Below are 14788 nucleotides of genomic sequence, written 5' to 3'. Positions count from 1 at the left end.
TTTCCCTTTGTCTATATATATAAATAATATTATTATAAAATTTACAAATAGAAAAAACCAAAGGGGCACCCTTTGGTTTTTACATTTTTTTATGTTGTTTAGAAAGCTTTTTCCACTTATCACGCTCTGCTCTGGCAAGGATTGCATCTTGTTTTCTTATAAAATACGCCAGTTCTCTTTGTAATTTTTTATAGCTTTTCAAACGATCTATCGTAATAAGTCCGTTTTCAATTGCACTATACACCGCGCACCCTGGTTCATTCTCATGCTTACAATCACGGAAACGGCATGTTGTCGCAAGTTCTTCAATATCAGAGAATGTTGTTTGAATCGCTTCGCTTCCTTCCCAAAGTTGCAATTCCCTCATACCGGGAGTATCAATTACGAGAGCGCCACTTGGCAATTGAAATAACTCTCGATGCGTTGTCGTATGCCTTCCCCTACTATCCTCCTCACGTATATCTCCCGTTTTTGCTACCTCAATTCCTATTAGCGCATTTAACAAAGTTGACTTTCCTACCCCTGATGACCCAACTAAAGCAATTGTTTTCCCTGAAGAAACGAATTGTTTCAACGAATCAATACCTGTATGCTCTAAACTATCAACAACAAAAATAGGAACACCAATTGCTATAGCTTCCGTTTCTACAATTTTTTGTTCTATATCATTACATATACTACTCTTTGTTAAAACAATAACTGGCATAGCGCCACTTTCATACGCTAATAATAAATAACGTTCCATCCTTCTAACATTAAAATCATGATTAAGTGCATTCACTAAAAATAAATAATCTACATTTGCTGCTATAATCTGTTCTTCTGTTCTTGTTCCAGCCTCTTGTCTTGAGAAAGAGCTTCTTCGCTGGAAAATACGATGAATAATCGCTTTCTTTTCATCTTCTATTTTCTTTATATACACCCAATCACCAACTGCTGGATAATCGCCTTTCGTAACTGCTTCATGCCGAAACTTCCCAGACAGTTCTGCCATATACTCACCATCATTACAAATAATTCGATATATATGCTTATGCTCGAGTAAAATTCGTCCTACTTCAAAGTTCTCAACAGCTTGTTCCTCAAAAAAAGAATCCCAGCCGAACGATTCTAAAATATTTTGATTCAAATTGATATCCTCCCTAGTGTAAGCTAAGCGGAAGGATCGTGCGCTCACTTATATAGTCTCGCCCTTTCCATCCACCTTTGTATTTGGTTTATTATTCATATAAGTTATTTTCGCCATAATACATCACCCCGTTCTTCTTTTAATTACTCTCATTATATGGAATTCTCCTATAAAAAGCTACATTATTTAACGTAATTTTCAAACAACTTTCTTTTGAGCATTCTAATTTGTCCTCGGTGACTAATTTCATCTTCTAGCACATGATACCAAAGATAGTGCTGGTTATATATTACACCGTTAGGCCACTTTCTTTCTGACATGAGCCACTCATCACTTTGTTCACTTAAATACTTCAGAGATTCTTCTCGAACACTTTGTAGAAGTTGTACATAATACTGTATTTCATGACCACGGATCGCTCTACCTGCTTCCCCTAAATACAGTGCATCTTCCCATATTTCTAATTCTTCTTTTGTAAAGTCACGATTTTGAAATGAAATAAGCTGATGAACTTTTTCAATAGCTGCTATATGCTTTAATAAGGCGCCAATTGAATTTCCGCTGCTCTGCATAATTAAATCTAATTGCTCAACTGATAAATTTTTTACTTCGCCTAATGTTACAGCCCTCGTATGCTCCAGCATGCTTACTAATTCCCCTATAGTTTTTGTATAACCATCTACACTTCTTATTCGATAATCTATCTTCATATCACGCACCCCTTTCTGCATTCATATTATTGTAAAAATGATTCATATAATAGACTGAAACCTTTCGAAATTTTCTGTTATAATTAAATTGAATACAAAATATACCCAAACAAACTTTCTCAATATGCTTATATGAAATATTAAAAGGAATCAATATAAAATAATCGAATCTTATTCACTAAAAGGAGTGGATTCGATGGAAATGTATCAATGGCTAACCGCTGTTCTCGTTGGTGGCATTACCGGCTTCGTTTCCCATCTAATCAATAACCAAGGTAAGTTATTGCTTCCACGCCGTTTGAAAACATTTTTTCATTTTGGATTTTTAACTGATATTTTTACTGGTAGCCTAGCCGCACTTCTTGGGCTCGTTTTATTCGATGTCACCGCGATAAAAGAAATTATAAAAGTATCCATTGTAACTGCTATTTCCGGTCAAACTTTTTTACTACATCAAGCTCTTGGTGGCGAACAGGCTAAAAATACGCAAATTGGGAAAGCTGATGAGAAGATTCAAGAAATTGACAAATTATTGCGACGTTAGTGTATACTTTCTTTTAAAATTATTGTTATAATGAGAAATAAATATTTTCTATTGCGTCGTTTGTCAGGAGAAAGGGTGTTTCGTATGACAAAAAAGAAAATAGAAGATTTCTTAACAAACTCCGAAAAAGAGGAACTGCTAGAAAACTATAAATGTTTACGAGAAGCCCGCACAAAAAGCGAAGCTAACTATTTTGGTGAAGCAGTAAACCATCTATTAAATAAAGCAAAACAACGAATTATTAAAGATGCAGGTATACATGATGAAAATGCTGCAACTGTTCAATCAAAGAGAAAAGCACTGTTTTAGCTACATTAGCTAAAACAGTGCTTTTTATTTAGATTTTTTTTTCTTTCCATGCTATATTCTCTCTGCCTTTATCTTTCCATTTTTACAGTTTCAAAAATCATCTAGACCTAAAGATCAACCTAATAATATTAGCCCACGCAAACCATTTTAATAATAGATAAAATAATTGAACTAGTAATGCTACAAACTAAATAAGTTTATTAAATCGCTTCTTTTAAATCTGAATGCGGATTTGGTCCGTATTGATTGTCATTTTCTTCACTTTCAATGATAAAAAATACAAGTAAAACAACGCTACCAAACGGTACAAAATTTAATAGTTGCCACCATCCCGTTTTCCCAATATCATGTAATCGTCGTGCACCAACCGAAAAACTTGGTATAATCATTACTAACATAAATAGCAACGCAATAATAGCAACTAACACCTCTGAAAATGATGATAAAAATAACAGTAGCCAAAAAATTACGATATTGGATAAACTAAAAATCCAGTACTCTTTTCGCGTAGCTCTACCACTAAAATTCCCATAATTCTTTAGAGCTTTCAAATACCATTGCATTTAAACCTCTCCCTTTTATCCCCAATAAAATTAAAATATGTAATTATTAACAGATAAGTAGAAATATAACACAACATTTATGTAAAATCCATATCCCCATCTAAATTGCCCTCTATTTAAATAGTTTTTTCCTTCGGCATTTTTCACATTACTTTCACATCTATTTCACAAATATAAGTAGTCCGATATGCTAAACTAAGTATATCCTTTTCCAAGGAACTATATGCCGATATATAAATCCCTATCTTTATAGGGATTTTTATTTTTTGATTCCTCATAACTTTGTTACAATACATTTCTTCTACTATTTCTATACTTTTAGTAACTACTTTAATTAAAAGCACATTCATGTATTCACACTCTTATTAATTCTGATTTGCGAAATATTTATACAAGCTTTATGATGCAATTCCTGTTTCACTACTTTCAGTAAGTTTTTCACTTTTTCTAAACAAAAATAAAGCTCCTATATATAGTAAAGCAGTAAAACTACCTATAAGTATAAAATTGTGAGATACTGCAAATAACATTCCTGCTATTGCCGCACCAATCATTTGACCAATATACATAGAAGCATTTGCAAGCGCGGCTCCTGTTCCTCTTGCTGCACTAGATATGTTTTGTAAGTGCCTCATCATTAATACAAACAAAATTCCTGTCACAAAAAATAAAACAAAGAAAAAGTATTCAACAAAAATAAGACTCTTTAAATAGGGAAGTATTATATACGACAGAACCATACTAAAAAAACATTTCATATGAATATGAAATGTTTTTTTAGTATTCTCTATTCTTTTAATAAATCTAATAATCCATTACCTTCGGATGTACGTTCATACCCTAAAGGTACAGTTCTTTTAATAAGTTGTGCATATATTTCCGGCTCTGATAACTTTCGACCGTATTCTTTCTCACACTGTTTAATGAGCAAGGCAAGCGCTCCAGCAACATGCGGCGTCGCCATGGAAGTTCCACTTAACACTGCATATTTCCCATCTGGATACGTAGATAATATTTCATCACCTGGCGCTACTAGATCAATTTCTTGATTTGAATTACTAAAACATGTGATTTTCCGTTCTAAATTGACAGCGCCGACTTCAATTACTTCCGAGTAAGCACCTGGGTAATCTAGTTCCTCTGTATTATCATTACAATCTCCATTATTCCCAGCAGCACATACGACGAGAACATCCTGCTTTACCGCATTTTGAATTGCTTCATGTAATTCTGGAACATCTTGCGGACCACCAAGTGACATTGAAATAATTCTCACTTTCTCTTGATTCGGCCCTCTCCAATTTACAGCATAATGAATTGCCTCAATAATTTGCTCGTAACTTCCAGAACCATCTCCCGCTAAAACTTTTAATACTAACATTTTAGCAAGTGGTGCAACTCCTAATACACCGACACCATTTTCAGTTGCTGCAATCGTCCCCGCGACATGAGTACCATGTCCGTTATTATCAAGATACACATTTGGATCAGCTTCATAATCTTTTGTGAAATTTCTTCCGCCGATAATACGATCTTTTAAATCTATATGATTAGTATCACACCCTGTATCTAATACGGCAACGACTACATCTTGCCCCTTCACACTCTTTCCCCATACTTGCGGAGCGTGAATCAGTTGTACACCTGGTGGAATTTCATTTACTTGTTCTACAACCTTATTTACGGTAAATGGAATCAATTGTATACCTTTTTGTTTATTCACTGTACTACTCATCGTAATCCCTCCTGAAAATGTATTATTTTCATTTCAGACCACTTTTGAATACGTGTAAATGTAACATTCGTTTTATTCTTTTTGTTTTCCTTCTTTTCAAATATTTCTCAACATCATTTACTAACTCTATACTACTTTTGTATTTCCCCTATGATTTATAGGAAATAACAGCCTGGGTCATTCAACTAATAACCAAAATAAAAGGACCAATTAATGGTCCTCTTACAGTCTTTTAAAAGAATGATATGTAATTTGAAAAATAATATAAATTAAGACTAAACCTCACTCTTGTTTAAAAACTTTTCTATTTCTTTTACTAAATATTCCGCTCCCTCTATCCCAACAGTAATATTTCCATTTGCTAATGATATGTTCTGCTCTGAAACATCACCTGTGATTTGGCAAGCATTGTAAGGTTGATATTTTTGTAAAATGATTTTATCTGCTTCTACAAAAATTTCAAGCGGTGATTTGATTTGTATTCCCAATACATCGCGTAATTCTTTAGGGATAACAATTCGTCCTAATTCGTCTACTTTTCGAATAACTCCTGTTGCTTTCATATTTCTCCCCCCTTTCTCTCTATTAATTTTTTTCACCTCGCTTTTTCCATTTTATCACTTTTTGGCAATACTTGCCTCTTTTTAGAAAATTTTGTACTCGAGTTAAAAAAACACATTTAATGCATACGTAATCTCTCTTTCAATTGTTTTACATAACGGGATCTTATAAGTAAGAAGTATACAACTTGAATACCTATGAAAATACTTAATACAACTGTATTTTCTTTAAACAATGAGTACTCAAACATTTGCCCTAACGCCGTTAAGGCTACTGCCCCATGTAATGTTGCAACACCAATTGGAACGAAGAATAAAAGCGCCAATCGAATTGTAACTACCTTCGATAATTCCCTACTCGTCAATCCAACTTTTCGAATCATTTCGAACAAGCGAACATCATCCTCCAAATCGGAGAATAAACGGAAGTAAAGGAAACTTCCTGCGCAAACGAAAAATACTATACCAATAAAGAAACCTACAAATAAAATCGGTCCTGCAATTTGTAAACTTTGGTTTTGTTCGTACTCTTCCGCACTAAACGTTGACTGTTCTTGATACGGTTTAATTTGATGAGTAAGCTCTTTACCAATTTCAATCTCATCTTTCGTTCTTTCAGTTTTATACATATAATCTTTTGTCTCTATAAATCCATCTTGTAATGAATCATATCGATTATTAGAGATTACATAAACATTTCCTCTTAATATTTTCCCCAATGAAGATGAAGTAACTTTTTTCACCTTTAAACTTTCATTCATATTGGGTAAAGTAATTTCTTTTCTTTCTTTCATCGCTGGCCCTGGTATATCAGCTGACAAAAATACAACCTCTTTATTTGCTACAGTATTAAATGGTTCTCCTGTTAACTTTGCATATTCCTTATAATCTGATTCTTTTATAAAAGTGGCGCTTCTTAACGACTGTTCCTCCGTTTTCTTTGTCGAAATATTAGTTTTTGAAGCTGCTATATTATGTTTCTTTAATCCTTTGTCAATCATTTGTATATGTTGTGATTCGTTACTATTCCCTTGCTTAGAATGGTAATGAAACGCAATTGGTCTCTCCATTATCCCTTTCGTCATGGATGCGAAGCCGACTAATGTCCCTATTGCGGAAAATGCTACAGTAGAAATAATGGTTACAATAAAGAACATTCTTGCGTTATCTCTCATGCGATACGCTAAATCTGATAACGTAATAATATTAGTCTGTGTCCAATAGAAACGTTTACTTTTTTTACATAATCGAATAATAAAGACACTCAGCTGCTTGTACAACAAATACGTCCCAATAATAACTACCGTTGTAACAGGAATCATCATAATAAATACCATTGCGCCATGCGATAGAAGAGCTCCTACATAGCCAGCACTAAGCAATACTACTGCTAATATTGAAGAAATGATTGATGCTTTCGGTTCCGGTTTCGCCTCTGCTGATCCTCTAAACAACTTCATAATTTTATTTTTACGAATCATTCCTGCACTAAACAATGATATGATCATAAATAAAATAAAAAACATAATACCCGTTACAACAATTGCTTTCATCGGTATGTAATAGGATAAGGAGATATCTAGTTTCAATATCATCGGAGCGACAAATAGTAATACCCCTGAAAATAACATACCTGAAAGAATACCAAAAATAATTGCCCCTATTCCAATCATAATATTTTCAAAAAAGATAAGACGCTTTAATTGATATTTCGTCATACCTAGCATCATTAAAATTCCTAGTTCACGCTTTCTCGTTTTTAAAAACATTCCCATCGAATATAAAATAAAGAAGAATGTAAATAAGTAAATAATAGACTGTGCAAAAGACATACTTACGAATACGTACTGACCTAATTCTCCTGCACTTAATGCCGGATGAAACGCAAAAAATGAATACACAAAAAAGGCCATAATTGCAAATGCACTACTCAAAAAATAGGCTGAGTATGTCCGTCTATTTCGGGTTACATTCCGATATGCTAGTTCTCTAATGTTCATATTACTTCTCCGCCCTTCTACTATCTATGTTTTTATATTAGTAAAGTGCGGAGATACCTTCCATCGATTCAAATGACAAAAACCTTACATTTTTGAAAGGTTTAAAAAAATTGCTTATACGTAGTACTTTATTTATAATGACTACATTCATATTCATACACACATCCTATTGTATATTCGTTAGTTTTGCGAAATAATAAAGGATAGAAGTATGTACCATTATACATATAAACTTATTTACCGCTTTAATATGAATAGGAGGAAAACATAATGACATTACAAGAACAGATTATGAAAGCATTACATGTTCAGCCTGTAATTGATCCAAAAGTTGAAATTCGTAAACGAGTTGATTTCTTAAAGGATTATGTAAAAAAAACAGGCGCAAAAGGATTTGTACTTGGTATTAGCGGCGGCCAAGACTCTACATTAGCAGGACGCTTAGCACAACTTGCAGTTGAAGAAATTCGTAACGAAGGTGGTAATGTAACGTTTATCGCCGTGCGTCTTCCTTATAAAGTACAAAAAGATGAAGATGATGCACAATTAGCATTACAATTCATTCAAGCAGATCAATCTGTTGCATTTGATATTGCTTCAACTGTTGATGCTTTTTCAAATCAATATGAAAACTTATTGGGTGAGTCATTAACAGATTTTAATAAAGGTAACGTGAAAGCACGTATCCGTATGGTTACTCAATATGCAATTGGTGGACAAAAAGGGTTACTTGTTATCGGAACAGATCACGCTGCAGAAGCTGTAACAGGGTTCTTTACAAAATTCGGAGATGGTGGTGCAGATTTATTACCATTAACGGGATTAACGAAGCGCCAAGGACGTGCATTATTACAAGAGTTAGGTGCAGACGAGCGACTTTACTTAAAAATGCCAACAGCTGATTTATTAGATGAAAAACCAGGTCAAGCTGACGAAACAGAGTTAGGTATTACTTATGATCAATTAGATGATTATTTAGAAGGTAAAGCAGTTCCAGCTGACGTTGCAGAGAAAATTGAAAAACGTTACACAGTGAGTGAGCATAAAAGACAAGTACCAGCGTCAATGTTTGATGATTGGTGGAAATAAATAAAACATAAAAAAGAAGCTAATCTTCATTTAGCTTCTTTTTTATATGTTAACGATATACCCCTACTCTTTTCTCCAATAAATCTTGCAAGCAATCTTCATGTTGTTTACAAAATAACGGTGGCATGTCGTCTAACGGGAAAAACTTCAAATCCAACGTTTCATCACCATCTACTTTTTTGTCACCTCCAACTATTGAGAATGAAAAGAAGATCACAATTGACTGGGCCTTGTCTCCATTTGGATATGATTGAAAATATTTTGTATACACTCCAATAAGCTCATTTATTTCTACATCATACCCGGTTTCTTCTTTTATTTCCCGGATTGCAGTTTCCGCAGCTGATTCTCCTATCTCCATTGCACCACCTGGAAAGCCCCAAGCGTTAAAGTCTCCTCTTTTTTGCAGTAATACTTCTCCTTCTTTATTAAATACACAACCACCGGCAAAGTTTAAGAAAACATAATCATGTCCTACTTTTTCACGTAATTCTTTTATATAATTCGCCATTCTCATTCCCCTTTTCATACCTCTTCTATCGCTATTTCTTATCTTTTTCAAGCAATTCAATGATTCGATCTAGCTTCTGGTTCATATTAATCACGTGGTGTTTCTTTGCAGCACTGCTTTGTAATACTCTTCTAATAAACAAAGCAAATGATATGAAAAACAAAACGATAAGTCCGATTACTAAACAAGTATATATCAATGTAAAAATATCGCTTTCGAACAAGTTCATTCCACATTCACATCCTTATCACTTTATTTTATCACATAATTCTTAATATTCAAAAATAATCAATCAATAAATAAAAAAAGCACCTTTTACAGGTGCTTTTTCCCATTGCTTAATACGTAAATGTAATTGTCGCTAATGAATAACCCGCCAATGCACTATAAGGCGCTACTTGATAAGACACACGCTTTGCACCTTTTGGCCAATTTATTTCATTTAATACTTTCTTTATATCTTGCATCGTCCCATCCATGGACTGCTTATATCGCACTTCTACTTTTTCTGGTTTGGCTGCAAACTGTTGCTGCAACTTTTGCTTAAATTCATTATAATTTTCTGCTCCGTATTCTGCAGATAAGTATTGTAAATTTGTTTCTTTTAACATCTGCTCATATACGACAGTTTTTGAGCTACCAGCTTTTATTTTGTTTGTTAATTCACCAAAATAACTTGTAGTTGCTGCTGGATATTTACTACGATCCCAGTCGTGATCTTTACTTAACTGTTCGTCAGACATGTTAAAATATGAGTAAGTTACACGCCCTGCTTTATCTGGTACTGGATCATCAAATGTAGTATCTAGGTGATACCATTTGTTTTCAATGTTCACTAAATTCCACGCGTGAGCTTGTCCGTTTCCTGTGCCTGTTACAATATGGTTTTGAATACCTGCCTCTTTTAACAACTCATACGTTAATAATGTATATCCTTGGCAAACGGCAGAACGATTCGCTAATGCTTCATATGCTGTATACGCTTGATAAGACGTATCATAAGACACATGCTTAACAACGTAATCGTGAATAGCTTTTACTTTCTCATGCTCATCCATCCCTGGTTTTACAATTGATCCAACAATTGATTTCGCCTGAGCTTTTACATATTGAGTTTGTTCTTTTGATTCACGGTATTTTACTTGCAGTGTAAACGTATAGTCCCCTGGCATTCCTTTAATAGAATATCTAGTAGACGCTACATTATATTTTACATACTCATCAGCATCTACAATTTTATTAAACTCACCATACAATTGATCCATAATATTTCTAGCATTTCTATCTTTTGTTTTATATGTGATTGTAATATTTTCTTCTCGATTATCAATCTGTTTTTTTAATTCTTTTCTGAAATCATCTAATAACTTTACATCTGATTGTGCTGTCACTGTAGTCGGATTTGTAGCTGCATAAGATACAGATGACGCTTGCAAGCCTCCCATTACTATAGTTGAACAAAGTGCGGCAGCTGTCACATACTTACTTGTCTTTCCCATCTTGTCACTCCTTATATTCTATAACTATACGAAAAAGTATCGTATAGTTTCAGAGTATACAATACTTTTTCGTATAGGTCATATGAGATTATGCATATTAACTAATTCACATAAAAAGGTTGTTCTTTTTAAAAGAACAACCTTTTTTCATTAGCATGTTTGTAATACACAGCATGTATTTTCAAAACGTTGATTTTTCAAATCTTCATTACTAATACAGAAATATAGCATCCCTAGTTCTCCCCAAACCATATTACAATTTTTATGATCTGAATCAATTTGGAATAAAAGAGTCATTTGCTGCGGGTCTACTCCCATATATTCTCCTGTCTCATATAACACTTCTTCTTGTACAGAGAATGGCTCACCAAACATTTGATGGTTATCGTAGTTATCTGGAATTAGCTCTTCAAGTAATTGCAAGAAACGATCTGAATCAGCCTCATCTTCAATAAAAAGTTCTGGTAATTTGTATGTCAGTTCAAAAGTAATTGCACACTGGTTATATTTCGCTTGTATTTCATTTTCTCTTCGTAATTGCTCTACAGGAACATCATAATAAAGTACACGCCCAGCTTCTGTTAGATTCACATTTTCTTCAAAATAATTTTCAATGCAAAAGAAATACAGCATCCCCGTCTTAGGAAGATTGTGATCCATACCAACGTTTTGTAAATCACTTAAGTTAAATTGCGCGATAAATTGTAGTGGATTTCCTTTATGCTTTGGATATTCAAATAAAGCTGGTAGATCAGGAACTCCTCCCATTTTCGAACTACCTATCGCAACAGTTCCCTGCTGCTTTGGCACAACTTTTATACAAGGAAATACAGTATTAATAAGTTCTTCTTTCAAGTGTGTTAGTTCATATTTATCAATTAATACTTCAATTTTTTTATTCATAAATTCTCCTTACATTTACATACTTATTTATATCATAGTACAAAGATTATACTTCATTCTTTACAAAATCAACAAGCCTCCCAAAAACGGGCTTATCCTTCGTACGCGAACAAGTTTAAAAAAGCATACTATACATTGTTCCTACAAACACGATAGTTCTTTAGTTCTTCCAGTACATTTTCCCCTCGTTCATTTTTATTTTTAATATAAGGAGGAATTCCACATGGGTTACGGATATAGTTGCGGCGGTTACGGTTACGGCGGTAGCTGTGGTGGTTGTGGTTACGGAGGTTTCGCTTTATTAATCGTTTTATTCATCCTTCTAATCATCATCGGAGCTAGCTGTTGGGGCGGCTTTGTAGGCTGCTAGTAAACTTAAAAACCATTGTAAAAAAGCACGTACAATACGTGCTTTTTTGCCATTTCCAAATCTTTTATTTGAAAGGAAGTATGTTTAATGAAGATCGATGGTGTTTTTGAAGGAGGCGGTGTACGCGGTATTGCACATGTTGGAGCAATTTGCGCATTAGCCGAAAAAGGTTATGAATGGGAACGTGTAGCTGGAACATCAGCTGGTGCAATTATCGCGGCACTTGTAGCGGCAGGATATTCTTGTTCAGAGCTAAAAACGATTATAACTGATATCGATTATAACAAATTTACGAAGAAAACCTTTATTGACAAAATCCCCTTTATCGGAAAAGGACTAAGTGCATGGACTACTTTAGGTATATACTCTAATGTATTTATAGAAGAATGGATTGAAGAATTACTTCGAAAAAAAGGTGTTCATTTATTTACTGATTTACCGGATCTAAACAAACTCAAAATCATCGCTTCTGATATTAGTAATGGTAAAATGGTTGTCTTTCCTGACGACTTACCAAACTACGGATTTTTAAATTATCGCTTCTCTATCGCTAAAGCGGTAAGAATGAGTAGTACAATCCCCTTCTTCTTTGAACCCGTAAAATGGAGAATTCCAAAATGGAAGCAGCCTTGTTATATGGTTGATGGAGGAATTCTAAGTAATTATCCAATTTGGATCTTCGATTCACCTACCACTCCTCGCTGGCCGACTTTCGGATTTCATTTTGTAAAAGATGAGATTCAAGCTGATCCTGCTCACTATAACGAGCCTATTTCCATGTTCAAAGGACTATTTAAAACAATGATGCAAGCTCATGATTTACGTCATTTAGATAAGGAATCAAAAGCAAGAACGATTACAATTCCAACAGGAACGATTACAAGTACTAATTTTGAACTGACAAAGGAAGAAAAAGAATGGCTTTACAATTCTGGTTATAACTCTGCTAATAAATTTTTACAAGCTTGGAACTTTAGGCAATATATCGATGAATATAGAAAAGGAAAGCAAGACCGAAAGACAAATCGATTTTTTCGTCAACTTGACTCATAATATTATTACTTTGCGTATAAATACGAGAACGTTTAACAACTTAATAATAAATAAGTCTAGTAATTTCTTATATTACTAGACTTATTTATTATTATATAATCTCGTACATTGTTTAAGGATACGTTAACCCTTCGGCTTCCTCTGCAGTAATAACTATGTAACGATTTCCCGTTCTTAATCCTAACAGTTCTGCTTTTTCAATCGCTTCTTGCTTCGTCTCCGCATAAGCAGCTAAATATTTTTCTCCATTGATCATTTGGCAAATTACATATTGTTTCATTACTTTCTCCTCTTACTTTTTCATTAGTTGTGCAAGTTTTTTTATACCTATTTCAATTTCTTCTAACGTTGCATATGAATACGATAGGCGCAAAAATTGATTTGCACTTCTATCATATAAAGTACCTGGGTTTAATAAAACCTTTTCTTGCAGAGCTTTATCAAATAAACTGCGATATGAAATGGTTACTTTTATATGTACCCATATATAAAATCCCCCTGTTGGTTCATGCCAAGTTGCTATTTCACGAAGATATTTATCTAACATTAGTAACATAAAATCTCTTCGTTTTTTCAATTCACTTCTTACAAAGCGCAAATGCTCATCATATAGACCATTTGTAAACCACTCTGCTGCAATTTGCTGGGATATAGTGCTTGAACCATAATCTGTTTGCATTTTTATGTCTGACAATCTTTGAATTACTGGCTCAGGTCCAACAATCCATCCAATTCTTAACCCTGGACTAATTACTTTGGACATGCTTCCAATATGTAGTACGATTCCATTTTTATCATAGGCTTTTAAAGGTTTCGAACAAGGTGCATCAAACCATAAGTCTTGATACACTGCGTCCTCTATAATAGGTAATCCAATTTCATTACATATTTCCATCACTTCTATTCGTCTCTTCGCATTCATACTAAAGTTCGTTGGATTATGAAAAGACGGGATTGTATATAAAATAGATGCATTAAATTGCTTCTTATATTTTGTAATATATGATGTATTTAAACCGTTCTCATCCATTGGTATTCCAATGAAACGCATTCCTGCGGATTGAAAAACATTAAGCGAATATAAATAGGATGGTTTTTCTAATAAGATGGATGCCCCTTTTGGAAGAAGCCCCATAGAGATAAGTTGCAGCGCTTGAATTGCTCCTGAAACAATTAATATAGAGTCAGGAGATACACATATACCATGCCCCTTTAAGTATTCGGAAATCTTTTCCCTTAAATAAAAATTTCCTTTCGGCTCTTCATACCCAAGCGTCACATTTGACTTTAAAAGCTTATTCATAATTTCTTTCATCTTTTTCTCAGGTAAGAGACTCGGCGCGAGCTCACCTGTTCCTAATCGAATTACATGTGGATAAAATTCAGCTTGATTAATCTCCTGAATAGCTGGGAGATTCGGATAATGAAGTCCTGTTTCTACATAAGACTGCCAATTAGGCGGGGGTGCGTAAGTTGAAGCATTCTCATTATTATTTACAACAATTGTTCCTTTCCTGCCATTCCCTTCTATGTATCCCTTTGCAACTAGTTCACCGAAAGCCATTACAATTGTGCTTCGATTCACACCAAATGTATGTGCCAAATCTCTTTGTGAAGGTAATTTCGTTCCAACGGTCCATTCTCCATTAACGATCCTTTCTTTTATATACGTTTCTATTTGTTTATACAGAGGAGTCGCTAGAGACATATTCGGTTTCCAAACGAATCTTTCCATTATATCACCTTATATTCTTTTTGGTTGGTAACCTCCCCAACCATATGGATGGATACAAATTTTCATTTCTTCTATACA

General features: G+C 34.0%; 18 protein-coding genes and 1 pseudogene. 5 read left to right on the top strand and 14 right to left on the bottom strand.

What is annotated here, in order from left to right:
* Nucleotides 1–79: 79 nt before the first annotated feature.
* Nucleotides 80–1129, bottom strand: coding sequence for a ribosome small subunit-dependent GTPase A (gene rsgA, locus V7S45_RS09555; RefSeq protein WP_001073050.1), 1050 nt, complete (start codon nt 1127–1129; stop codon nt 80–82).
* A 182-nt stretch (nt 1130–1311) separates the two neighbouring features.
* Entirely contained in the window at nt 1312–1839 is a 528-nt protein-coding gene (locus tag V7S45_RS09550; RefSeq protein WP_000687342.1) for a DinB family protein, read from the bottom strand.
* Between the two features lie 196 nt (nt 1840–2035).
* Here V7S45_RS09550 and V7S45_RS09545 point away from each other — a divergent pair, with 196 nt between their 5' ends.
* Nucleotides 2036–2383: a DUF4257 domain-containing protein gene (locus V7S45_RS09545; RefSeq protein WP_000426317.1), complete on the top strand. Its 348-nt coding sequence runs from the start codon at nt 2036–2038 to the stop codon at nt 2381–2383.
* An 84-nt stretch (nt 2384–2467) separates the two neighbouring features.
* The gene (locus tag V7S45_RS09540) at nt 2468–2692 is read left to right on the top strand and encodes a hypothetical protein (protein WP_000162602.1); all 225 of its coding nucleotides are present in this window, start codon (nt 2468–2470) and stop codon (nt 2690–2692) included.
* A 200-nt stretch (nt 2693–2892) separates the two neighbouring features.
* Here V7S45_RS09540 and V7S45_RS09535 read toward each other — a convergent pair whose 3' ends face one another.
* The 6 genes and pseudogenes from V7S45_RS09535 to V7S45_RS09510 form a co-directional block, all read right to left on the bottom strand.
* Nucleotides 2893–3255 (bottom strand): DUF805 domain-containing protein, encoded by a 363-nt coding sequence (locus tag V7S45_RS09535; protein WP_001198796.1) that lies wholly within the window; start codon nt 3253–3255, stop codon nt 2893–2895.
* 143 nt (nt 3256–3398) lie between these two features.
* Entirely contained in the window at nt 3399–3605 is a 207-nt protein-coding gene (locus V7S45_RS09530) for a hypothetical protein (RefSeq protein ID WP_001101741.1), read from the bottom strand.
* A 48-nt stretch (nt 3606–3653) separates the two neighbouring features.
* Nucleotides 3654–4001: pseudogene (locus tag V7S45_RS09525) on the bottom strand (MFS transporter); the annotation flags it as partial.
* Nucleotides 4002–4042: 41 nt separating this feature from the next.
* Nucleotides 4043–4990 carry a serine protease gene (locus V7S45_RS09520; RefSeq protein WP_000099761.1) on the bottom strand — a complete coding sequence of 316 codons (948 nt, stop codon included), beginning with the start codon at nt 4988–4990 and terminating at the stop codon, nt 4043–4045.
* A 275-nt stretch (nt 4991–5265) separates the two neighbouring features.
* The gene (locus tag V7S45_RS09515) at nt 5266–5553 is read right to left on the bottom strand and encodes an AbrB/MazE/SpoVT family DNA-binding domain-containing protein (RefSeq protein WP_000648324.1); all 288 of its coding nucleotides are present in this window, start codon (nt 5551–5553) and stop codon (nt 5266–5268) included.
* A 116-nt stretch (nt 5554–5669) separates the two neighbouring features.
* Entirely contained in the window at nt 5670–7550 is a 1881-nt protein-coding gene (locus tag V7S45_RS09510; RefSeq protein ID WP_025690299.1) for an FtsX-like permease family protein, read from the bottom strand.
* Nucleotides 7551–7820: 270 nt separating this feature from the next.
* On the opposite strand from V7S45_RS09510, the gene nadE reads away from it, so the two are divergent.
* The gene (gene nadE / locus V7S45_RS09505) at nt 7821–8639 is read left to right on the top strand and encodes an ammonia-dependent NAD(+) synthetase (protein WP_000174904.1); all 819 of its coding nucleotides are present in this window, start codon (nt 7821–7823) and stop codon (nt 8637–8639) included.
* A 49-nt stretch (nt 8640–8688) separates the two neighbouring features.
* Here nadE and V7S45_RS09500 read toward each other — a convergent pair whose 3' ends face one another.
* The 4 genes from V7S45_RS09500 to V7S45_RS09485 all read right to left on the bottom strand — a co-directional run bounded on the left by V7S45_RS09500 (nt 8689) and on the right by V7S45_RS09485 (nt 11552).
* Complete coding sequence (locus tag V7S45_RS09500; RefSeq protein ID WP_025690296.1) at nt 8689–9150, bottom strand: NUDIX domain-containing protein; 462 nt, start codon at nt 9148–9150, stop codon at nt 8689–8691.
* A 31-nt stretch (nt 9151–9181) separates the two neighbouring features.
* Nucleotides 9182–9379 carry a DUF4083 domain-containing protein gene (locus V7S45_RS09495; protein ID WP_017673210.1) on the bottom strand — a complete coding sequence of 66 codons (198 nt, stop codon included), beginning with the start codon at nt 9377–9379 and terminating at the stop codon, nt 9182–9184.
* 109 nt (nt 9380–9488) lie between these two features.
* Nucleotides 9489–10649 (bottom strand): transglutaminase domain-containing protein, encoded by a 1161-nt coding sequence (locus V7S45_RS09490; protein ID WP_000520862.1) that lies wholly within the window; start codon nt 10647–10649, stop codon nt 9489–9491.
* A gap of 150 nt (nt 10650–10799) precedes the next feature.
* Nucleotides 10800–11552, bottom strand: a complete 753-nt coding sequence (locus V7S45_RS09485; RefSeq protein ID WP_001034844.1) for a YwqG family protein — start codon at nt 11550–11552, stop codon at nt 10800–10802.
* Nucleotides 11553–11775: 223 nt separating this feature from the next.
* Here V7S45_RS09485 and V7S45_RS09480 point away from each other — a divergent pair, with 223 nt between their 5' ends.
* Together V7S45_RS09480 and V7S45_RS09475 are read left to right on the top strand one after the other, a co-directional pair.
* Nucleotides 11776–11922: a YjcZ family sporulation protein gene (locus V7S45_RS09480; RefSeq protein ID WP_000540425.1), complete on the top strand. Its 147-nt coding sequence runs from the start codon at nt 11776–11778 to the stop codon at nt 11920–11922.
* Nucleotides 11923–12009: 87 nt separating this feature from the next.
* Nucleotides 12010–12975, top strand: coding sequence for a patatin-like phospholipase family protein (locus V7S45_RS09475; protein ID WP_017656809.1), 966 nt, complete (start codon nt 12010–12012; stop codon nt 12973–12975).
* Nucleotides 12976–13087: 112 nt separating this feature from the next.
* On the opposite strand, the gene V7S45_RS09470 is transcribed toward V7S45_RS09475, so the two are convergent.
* Together V7S45_RS09470 and V7S45_RS09465 are read right to left on the bottom strand one after the other, a co-directional pair.
* Nucleotides 13088–13255, bottom strand: coding sequence for a DUF3933 family protein (locus tag V7S45_RS09470; RefSeq protein WP_000816389.1), 168 nt, complete (start codon nt 13253–13255; stop codon nt 13088–13090).
* Nucleotides 13256–13267: 12 nt separating this feature from the next.
* Nucleotides 13268–14710 (bottom strand): PLP-dependent aminotransferase family protein, encoded by a 1443-nt coding sequence (locus tag V7S45_RS09465; protein ID WP_000439422.1) that lies wholly within the window; start codon nt 14708–14710, stop codon nt 13268–13270.
* Nucleotides 14711–14788: the final 78 nt, after the last annotated feature.

The sequence above is a fragment of the Bacillus sp. BR3(2024) genome (genome assembly GCF_039134555.1).
GTDB lineage: Bacteria > Bacillota > Bacilli > Bacillales > Bacillaceae_G > Bacillus_A > Bacillus_A cereus.
This window is presented reverse-complemented; position numbering and strand designations above follow the sequence as displayed.

What these genes read in the sequence shown, in the direction of transcription:
- V7S45_RS09545 (WP_000426317.1), top strand. Translation starts at nt 2,036, where the DNA reads ATGGAAATGTATCAATGGCTAACCGCTGTTCTCGTTGGTGGCATTACC.
- V7S45_RS09540 (WP_000162602.1), top strand. Translation starts at nt 2,468, where the DNA reads ATGACAAAAAAGAAAATAGAAGATTTCTTAACAAACTCCGAAAAAGAG.
- V7S45_RS09550 (WP_000687342.1), bottom strand. Translation starts at nt 1,839, where the DNA reads ATGAAGATAGATTATCGAATAAGAAGTGTAGATGGTTATACAAAAACT.
- V7S45_RS09520 (WP_000099761.1), bottom strand. Translation starts at nt 4,990, where the DNA reads ATGAGTAGTACAGTGAATAAACAAAAAGGTATACAATTGATTCCATTT.
- V7S45_RS09515 (WP_000648324.1), bottom strand. Translation starts at nt 5,553, where the DNA reads ATGAAAGCAACAGGAGTTATTCGAAAAGTAGACGAATTAGGACGAATT.
- V7S45_RS09495 (WP_017673210.1), bottom strand. Translation starts at nt 9,379, where the DNA reads ATGAACTTGTTCGAAAGCGATATTTTTACATTGATATATACTTGTTTA.
- V7S45_RS09510 (WP_025690299.1), bottom strand. Translation starts at nt 7,550, where the DNA reads ATGAACATTAGAGAACTAGCATATCGGAATGTAACCCGAAATAGACGG.
- V7S45_RS09535 (WP_001198796.1), bottom strand. Translation starts at nt 3,255, where the DNA reads ATGCAATGGTATTTGAAAGCTCTAAAGAATTATGGGAATTTTAGTGGT.
- V7S45_RS09475 (WP_017656809.1), top strand. Translation starts at nt 12,010, where the DNA reads ATGAAGATCGATGGTGTTTTTGAAGGAGGCGGTGTACGCGGTATTGCA.
- V7S45_RS09530 (WP_001101741.1), bottom strand. Translation starts at nt 3,605, where the DNA reads ATGAATGTGCTTTTAATTAAAGTAGTTACTAAAAGTATAGAAATAGTA.
- V7S45_RS09500 (WP_025690296.1), bottom strand. Translation starts at nt 9,150, where the DNA reads ATGGCGAATTATATAAAAGAATTACGTGAAAAAGTAGGACATGATTAT.
- V7S45_RS09490 (WP_000520862.1), bottom strand. Translation starts at nt 10,649, where the DNA reads ATGGGAAAGACAAGTAAGTATGTGACAGCTGCCGCACTTTGTTCAACT.
- V7S45_RS09465 (WP_000439422.1), bottom strand. Translation starts at nt 14,710, where the DNA reads ATGGAAAGATTCGTTTGGAAACCGAATATGTCTCTAGCGACTCCTCTG.
- V7S45_RS09480 (WP_000540425.1), top strand. Translation starts at nt 11,776, where the DNA reads ATGGGTTACGGATATAGTTGCGGCGGTTACGGTTACGGCGGTAGCTGT.
- nadE (WP_000174904.1), top strand. Translation starts at nt 7,821, where the DNA reads ATGACATTACAAGAACAGATTATGAAAGCATTACATGTTCAGCCTGTA.
- V7S45_RS09485 (WP_001034844.1), bottom strand. Translation starts at nt 11,552, where the DNA reads ATGAATAAAAAAATTGAAGTATTAATTGATAAATATGAACTAACACAC.
- V7S45_RS09470 (WP_000816389.1), bottom strand. Translation starts at nt 13,255, where the DNA reads ATGAAACAATATGTAATTTGCCAAATGATCAATGGAGAAAAATATTTA.